We start from the raw sequence: 7,621 nt of genomic DNA on the forward strand, positions 1-7,621 counted from the left end.
ACCAGCTGCATCATGTCCTTGGCCTCAAAGGTCGAGGCGGTGTCGGTGGTCATGGCCTGGGCGCGGATGCGCACGTCGGTGTTGAGGCCGTGGCGACGGGCGAAGGCTTCCGACACCAGAATGGCCGCTGCGCCGCCGCAGGTGGGCGGGCAGGCCATCAGGCGGGTCATCACCCCCGGCCAGATCGGCAGATCGTTGAGCACATCATCGGTCGTGACCTCCTTGCGGAAGATCGCCAGCGGGTTCTTCGCGGCGTGCCGGCTGGCCTTGGCGCGGATCTGCGCGAAGGCGGACAGCGGCGTGCCGTGCTTGTTCATGTGGCTGAGGCCAGCGCCGCCGAACAGGCGCAGGGCGGAGGGCACGCCCTTCGCGTCGACCAGATTGTCGGCGAGGCCCTCAAACAGCTCCATGGGATTGGGGCGGTCATCGAACACCGAGCCGAGCGCGCCTGGCTTCATCTGCTCGAAACCCACGGCGATGACGCAATCGGCGGCGCCGCTGGCGATGGCCTGGCGGGCGAGGAACAGCGCGGTGGAGCCGGTGGAGCAATTGTTGTTGACGTTGATCACCGGGATGCCGGTCATGCCTACGTCATAGACGGCGCGCTGGCCGCAGGTGCTGTCGCCATAGACATAGCCGACATAGGCCTGCTCGACCTGGTCATAGGCCACGCCCGCATCCGCCAGCGCCAGCCGCGCCGCTTCCGCGCCCATCTCATGATAAGGCGCGCTCGCGCCTGGCTTGGCGAACGGGATCATACCGACGCCTGCGACCACTACCGCCTGTGACATTGTTTCCTCCGCACGGCCTGCGTAACTGGTGACGACCGAACCATCAGGTCTTAAAAATACCAATGGACAGTCGATTACCCGTGGGTAATAAACAGTCCCTGGAAATGTGTCAACGCGCCGTGTCGCTGGTCAAGGCAGGATGTGTGGCGGTTTCCGGGGGGCAGGCCGCAGCGCTCGGGGGCTGTCCCGTGAAGGGCGGCCATGGCAAAGGAACGCGGCAAAGTCCGCTGGCGCCTGGCGCCGTCCTGATGGACGGTCTGGCGAGAACAAGGATCAGGGGGAGGGGCAAGATGGAACGCGCGCTTGGGCAGATGCTGGTTGGCGGCATCCTGGAGAACGCAGCCATTCGCTATGGCGATCGCACCGCGATCATATGCGGCGACACCGGGCGGCGCTTCAGCTTTCGCGATGTCGACAAGCGGGCTAACCGGCTGGCCAATGCAATCGAGAGCCTCGGGCTGCGCAAAGGCGATGTGTTGGCGTTTCTGATCAGCAACCGCGCCGAAATCGCCGAGACCTATTTTGCCCTGGCGCGCATCGGGGTGATCGGCATTCCGCTCAACTACCGGCTGGCCGCCAGCGAGATCCGTGAACTTGCCGCGTCAATGGGCGCGCGTGGCCTGATCTACGAGGACCGCTTCGCAGATCTGGCGGCGCCGCTGGCCGACACGTTGGACCTGGTGATCCGGCTGGGCGGCGCCGGCGAGCGCGAGGCGCACGACTATGACGCGCTTTTGGCCGCGGCGTCTGACCAGCTGCCGGAGCGGGATATTCGCGAGAGCGATCCGTATTATTTCAACCTGACCTCGGGCACGACCGGGCTGCCGAAATCCTATGTGCTGACCCAATACAACAACAGCACCATCAACCCGATGTTTCAGGCGTTCGAGCTAAACCAGCGCGACGTGGTGATGACGGTGTTTCCGGCATTTGGCCGCGTCGGCTTTGGCTGGATTGTCGGCGCCATGATGTATGGCGCGCCGAATGTGCTGCTGAACTTTGCGGCGGGCCGGGTGCTTGAGCTGATGCAGCAGGAGCGCGTGACGATCGTCAATCTGGTGCCGACGATGGCGGCGATGCTGCTGCAGGAGCGCGCGGTGGACGCGGGTCCCATCGCATCGCTGCGCGGCATCGTGTTCGCCGGTTCAAGCCTGCCGGAGCCCGTTCGCGATGGCGCCCGCGCCCGGTTGTGCGACGCCCTGTACGAATATTATGGCATGCAGGAGACGGGCGCACTGGTGGTGAGCACGCCGGAGGACCGCCTTGCTGCGCCGGCGTCCCAGGGCAAACCCCTGATGTTCTCGGACGTGCGCATCGTCGGCGACACCGGCGCGGTGCTGCCGCCTGGCGAACACGGCGACATTATCGGGCGCTCCCCCAATGCGGTCACCGCCTATTTCAACAATCCGGAAAAGAGCGCCGAGACCTTTCGGGGCGGCTGGGTGCACACCGGCGACATCGGCTTCATGGACGAACGCGGCTATCTGACCATCAGCGGTCGCAAGAAGGATATGATCGTCTCCGGCGGACAGAACGTTCATGCCGCAGAGATCGAAGAGGTCGTGCTGTCACATCCACAGGTCAGCGACGTTGCGGTATTTGGCCTGCCCGATCCGTTATGGGGCGAGAAGGTGGCTGCGCTGATCGTGCCGGCGCCAGGCGTCGTTCTGGATGAGGCCGCCCTGCTGGCCTATTGCCGCGAACGGCTAGCGGGCTTCAAGATTCCACGACAGATCTTCCGTCAGGATGCGCCTCTGCCGCGCACGCCGACAGGCAAGATCCAGAAGTATCTGCTGGTGGAGCAATTCACCGGGCGCTGACGCCCGAGCCCGATGGGCATGCCTCATCGGGCTCTGATCGCGCGCGCGGCGAACTCCGCTCACACAACATGACAACAAACGGGCTGGCGAGGCGAAGCAAGGACTTGCAGCGGCCCTGTCGGGGAGGATGGCAATGAATACGACGCTCGGACTTCGGCGTGTAGTTGAACTCAAGCCAGATGGCGTGGCCACGATCTTCGGCGACCGCCAGCGCACCTGGCGCGAGACCGGCGAGCGCGTCCAGCGGCTGGCGGCGGCCCTGCGGGCGCTGGGCGTCAACGCGGGCGAACCGGTCGCCGTGCTCGCGCAGAATTCGGACAAATATTTCGAAACCTATCTGGCCGTGGCCTGGGCCGGCGCAGTGGTGGTTCCGCTCAACGTGCGCTGGAGCGCTGTTGAGAACGAGGACGCCATGCGCGATTGCCGCGCCCACTGGCTGCTGGCGGATGACGCTTTCACCGCCATCGCCGGAGAGTTGGCGCTGCGCATCGGCGGCGTCGGCCTGGTGCATTTGGGCGAAGCGCCGGTCCCGGCTGGGTTCCATGACTATGAGGCGCTGATCGCAGGCCATGAGCCCATCGCCGACGCCATGCGCTCGGGCGACGATCTGGCTGGCATTTTCTACACCGGCGGCACGACCGGGCGGTCGAAAGGCGTGATGCTGAGCCATCGCAATTTGATGACCAATGTCATGAACGCCATGGCGCTGCGGATGTTTGAGGACGATCCGCGCTATTTGCACGTCGCCCCGATGTTCCACCTCGGCAATGGCGCCGCCATGTATTCCAACATGCTGCTGGGCGGCACAAATGTCATGTTGCCGGCGTTTTCGCCGGCCGCGCTGGCTGAAACGATCGCCCGGCATCGGGTGACCGACATGATGCTGGTGCCGACCATGATCCAGATGTTCGTGGATTCTCCCGACATTGACGGCCATGACCTGTCGTCGCTGCGTAAAATCCTCTACGGCGCCTCGCCGATCAGCGAGGCCGTGCTCGACAGGGCGATCGCCCGTCTGCCTGGCGTCCGCTTCGCTCAGGCCTATGGCATGACGGAGCTGTCGCCCATCGCCACCTTCCTGCAGCCGGATGATCACATTGGCGAGCGCCGCGCCCAGGGCAAACACCGCAGCGCCGGGCGGCCGGCGCCGGCGGTCGAGGTGCTGATTGTTGATGACGAGGGGCAGCCGCTGCCGCGGGGCGAGGTCGGAGAGATCATCGTGCGCGGCGACAATGTGATGATGGGCTATTGGGAGCGCCCGGAAGAAACCGCCGCAGCCATCCGCGACGGCTGGATGCACACCGGCGACGGCGGCTACATGGATGCCGATGGCTATGTCTATGTGGTGGACCGCATCAAGGACATGATCATCTCCGGCGGTGAGAACGTCTATTCGATCGAGGTCGAAAATGTGCTCGCCCAGCACCCGGCCGTGGCGCAATGCGCCGTGATCGGCGTGCCGCATCCGCAATGGGGCGAGGAGGTGCATGCCGTGGTGGTGCTGAGGCCCGGCGCCGAGGTGGAGGCCGCGGCGCTGATCGCCTTCTGCAAGGAGCGGATCGCTGGCTACAAATGCCCGCGCGGCGTGACTTTCCATGACGGCGCGCTGCCCATGTCCGGCGCCGGAAAAATCCTGAAACGCGACCTCCGCGCCAGCCTGGAACAGAACCGCCTGTGACGGAAGGCGCCCCGGGCGGCTTCATGGTATGAACGCTTGGGAGAGGGTGGGGATCGGGTTGGGAGCAGCCTGGTCCACCGCTTTAACGCGCGCCCCTGCCGGGATTTACCGGGGACACCCTTCGCCCGGAGCGCAATGGCGCCCGGGCCGATCATGGTAACACTAGCCATCACCGCTCGACGAAGGCCGACCGACCCCGTCACGGCGTGGACCTGGGTCCCACAGCGCACGATCCGATGGCCCATGCCCGGCGCATGCACCGCACCTCCATGCAGGGAGCGCATTCAGATCGGCCAAGCGATGCCGTTTGACCAAAAAGCGTTCAGAGCGCCGATCCGAAGGCGTAAGAGGCCTGAATGAAAACCGTGGTGCGATCGCTCTTCGTCGTGACTGGCGAGGGGGGCATGCCAGGAAACGGAAAGACCACCGACGCGGTGGATTTTGCATGCCACCGCCTTGCGCCGAGGCCGACGGACACGCTGTCCGATACACGATAGGAGGCGATGGCCTCGATCTGGTAGCCGCGTCCAGAGCCGGTATCGACCATCGGATTAATGCCTGAACGCGCCCAGTGGTTATCGCGCCCGCGATAATTGAGCCCTGGCAGATAGGCGGCGTCGACAGACAGCCTCAGTCGGTCAGTGATGTCGATGTCGCCGGCGACGCCAATGCGCGCGCCATTCCAGTTCTCGTAACGGCTCAGGGAATTGTAATCCTTGGGTATGTCCCTGTCGCCGACACAGATGTCGCCCTGGGAGATCTGGGCGCAGCCCCACGCATGCAAATACTGCTGATTGTGCGAGAAGCCGGCAAAGGCGCCCAGCCGCCATCCAGCGCCCTGATAGGCCCAGCCGATATCAGCTGTGGCATACAGGCCGCCGCTCGATGAGATGTCGCTTCGGGTGTTGGAATAGGGGACCGTGTCGGGGGGGAAATCCTCATCGAACATTTTGCCGGTGAGCAGGCCCGTGCCGCCGATCATGCCCTTGATGAAAACTCCTGATGTGTGGTCCAGACGGCCAAACGCCTCGAGCGCCAGCGCTTTCTGGTCGTTCCAGGTCAGGCGGGAGTTCATCTGTCCGGGGACGTATGGAGCGCCCAGGTCCATCTGGTAGCTGCCCAGCGAGCGCCCGAGGCGCCCGCCGAACTCACCGGAGAAACGGGTGTTGGCTGCGACAGCCTGGCCCCCCGGCGCGTCCGGGTTCCCCCACCGGTAGTTGAGGCCGAACTTGACCAGGTCAAGCGACTGTCGCGTGCGCGCGCCGTGGCTGTCCTGCCAGTCGGGATCGAAGCCCTGCCAGCGTTGCGGCGCGAACTGGATGTGGTTGTACTCGATCTTCGCCGACCAGGCGCTGCTGAGGGCATATTCCACGCCAAGGCCGATCATCCATCCGATGGACGTCTTGTCTGCGGATGCGCGCGAGAGGCGCGCCGATCTGAGCTGGCTGAAAGCCAGATCATCAATAGCAAAAGACGAGCGGGCGACAGCGACGCCAGCCTTGCCATAAAACAACGCCTGTCCCACGGCGTAGCCCAGTCGCGGGGCCAGTGTCACAAGCATGCGCGTCCGGTTGCTGCAGCGCCACGCCATCGACGTGGAATGATCTGGCGATATGAACGCCTCATCGCCATAGCCATAGAGCCCACCGCAAACGGCCACGCCATAGGCGCTCGATGAGGCGATGTCGGCTTCGGCGCCAAAGACAATGGCGCCCGACTGGGCGTTGTAACCTAGCGTGCCGCCAGCCAGCATCCCGTTACCCCTGCCGCCAGCAGGAAACCGGGGCAGAAAATACGAGAGCCCTTGCCCGACTGGTTCCGTCCAAGTGGCGGTTCCCCTGCTTAAGCCGACAATGCCGCCAATGTAGTGTCCGTTCCACTGCGCAACGCCGCCATGGGGCGGTGCGACGTCCGTCGCCGACACCTCCGCAGCATGGAGGAACACGGGCAGGAATAACGCCGTGCCAGCCAGAAATCGTGCGCGCATCGTCAGTCAACGCCCCCCATACACGTAATTAGTCAAGTTATACCTGTATAATCGTCGCTTACGTCAGGTAAAGCAATCTATTTCTGCAGGGGAAGGGGGAAAGCAACCCGGCGAGCCACGCCATTGTGAGACGCAAACCAGCGAAGGGGGGCGATGCAACAACGGGAGCTTGGGTTAACAGTCTGGACCCATTGTGTCCTGGGTGAGAGCAGTTGTGCAGCGGGCGTTACGACGACATGGCGCCGCTCTGGGCCCCAGTCATGGTGGGCCGCCATGCCCCTGAATGGTTTGACGCGGCTGGTCGTGCGCTCCGGGGAATGGCGCGGCCAGTTCACCGACCGGGTGACGCCCAGCTGCACGGTTGATTGAAACCGGGCGGGAGGTTGGCCAGGCGTTTCGCTGCGCGCCGGGCGTGGAGCCGCCGACACAGCCCGCCAGTTGGACGTCGCCACATAAATCGGCGGCGCATCAGCCTGCATGCCCGACTGGCCAGCCCATTGCAGAGGGTTTGCGCGGGGCGGGGGAGGCCTTCAATGCGGCGCTGCGCCTGCGCATCAGGCTCCCACAGCCACGCTGTGGATTGAACATTATCCAGGCACATTCTGCCACTTCATAGCATTAAAGGAGCGCCCTGCCTCCAGGTAAGCGCATGTAATGACGTGCATGAACAACAGTGCAATCTACAATAACTGCTGAAGTCTATCATATAACTTTGAAGTGCATGCCGCAAACCGCTCGTATTTTCTGTTGACCCCACAGAAAATCCCATGCAAAGCTGGCGTTCGTCAGGCAAAGTAAATTTGGTCGCCGCAAAAGTGCGGTAATAGTGGGCGCAAGGTGGACACAAGGTGCGGGCTGTCGCGCATCATCCAGAAGGCGCGCATGAGCATTCTGGAGAGCCCCGTATGGCGCCGCCTTGTTGAGACAGCGCGGTCAGGGTTGTCGTGGGTCGACAGGATGGCGCGTCGCTTGCCCCTGGGCGCTCGCCATGGGCGCGGTCGACATGGATGAAGTGTCGTATTGGATGCAGCGCCAAGTAAAATGTTGCATCGCGTATGCGTGTATCAGCGGATAGAAGCTCGCATTATTCATTTCACATTGATGTAATTATTCAGACAAATTCAACGGGCGGCGTCCCGTTTCCTTCACGCACACCAATTGATGCCGGCGCTTTCGGCCGACGCGCGATCCGTTGGTTTCTTCCGTGACAGCCGAGGGCATAGCGCCGTGCGGGCGCTCCTACGGATAGGTGGAGCGCTGACCTTGGGGGCAGGCCGGTCTTGCCCGCGCGATGTCTGCGCGTTGTCCCGGACGAATTGTCCGATGTCGCACGTTAATACTGGTG

4 protein-coding genes are annotated in these 7,621 nt (G+C 63.6%); 2 read left to right on the forward strand and 2 right to left on the reverse strand.

Annotated elements, in window-relative coordinates; genetic code table 11:
* The coding region (locus AC6A67_RS00935) for a thiolase family protein (protein ID WP_498034644.1) at nt 1-791 on the reverse strand (791 nt) is incomplete at its 3' end.
* Between the two features lie 290 nt (nt 792-1,081).
* Here AC6A67_RS00935 and AC6A67_RS00940 point away from each other — a divergent pair.
* Entirely contained in the window at nt 1,082-2,611 is a 1,530-nt protein-coding gene (locus AC6A67_RS00940) for a class I adenylate-forming enzyme family protein (protein WP_498034645.1), read from the forward strand.
* A 133-nt stretch (nt 2,612-2,744) separates the two neighbouring features.
* Nucleotides 2,745-4,289, forward strand: a complete 1,545-nt coding sequence (locus tag AC6A67_RS00945) for a long-chain-fatty-acid--CoA ligase (RefSeq protein ID WP_498034646.1) — start codon at nt 2,745-2,747, stop codon at nt 4,287-4,289.
* Nucleotides 4,290-4,611: 322 nt separating this feature from the next.
* Here AC6A67_RS00945 and AC6A67_RS00950 read toward each other — a convergent pair whose 3' ends face one another.
* Complete coding sequence (locus AC6A67_RS00950) at nt 4,612-6,276, reverse strand: outer membrane beta-barrel protein (RefSeq protein WP_498034647.1); 1,665 nt, start codon at nt 6,274-6,276, stop codon at nt 4,612-4,614.
* Between the last annotated feature and the right edge of the window lie 1,345 nt (nt 6,277-7,621).

It is taken from the genome of Camelimonas sp. FR25 (genome assembly GCF_059740505.1).

Bases quoted from the DNA above. Each gene is read 5' to 3' on its own strand.
- AC6A67_RS00945 (WP_498034646.1), top strand. From the start codon at position 2,745: ATGAATACGACGCTCGGACTTCGGCGTGTAGTTGAACTCAAGCCAGAT.
- AC6A67_RS00950 (WP_498034647.1), bottom strand. From the start codon at position 6,276: ATGCGCGCACGATTTCTGGCTGGCACGGCGTTATTCCTGCCCGTGTTC.
- AC6A67_RS00940 (WP_498034645.1), top strand. From the start codon at position 1,082: ATGGAACGCGCGCTTGGGCAGATGCTGGTTGGCGGCATCCTGGAGAAC.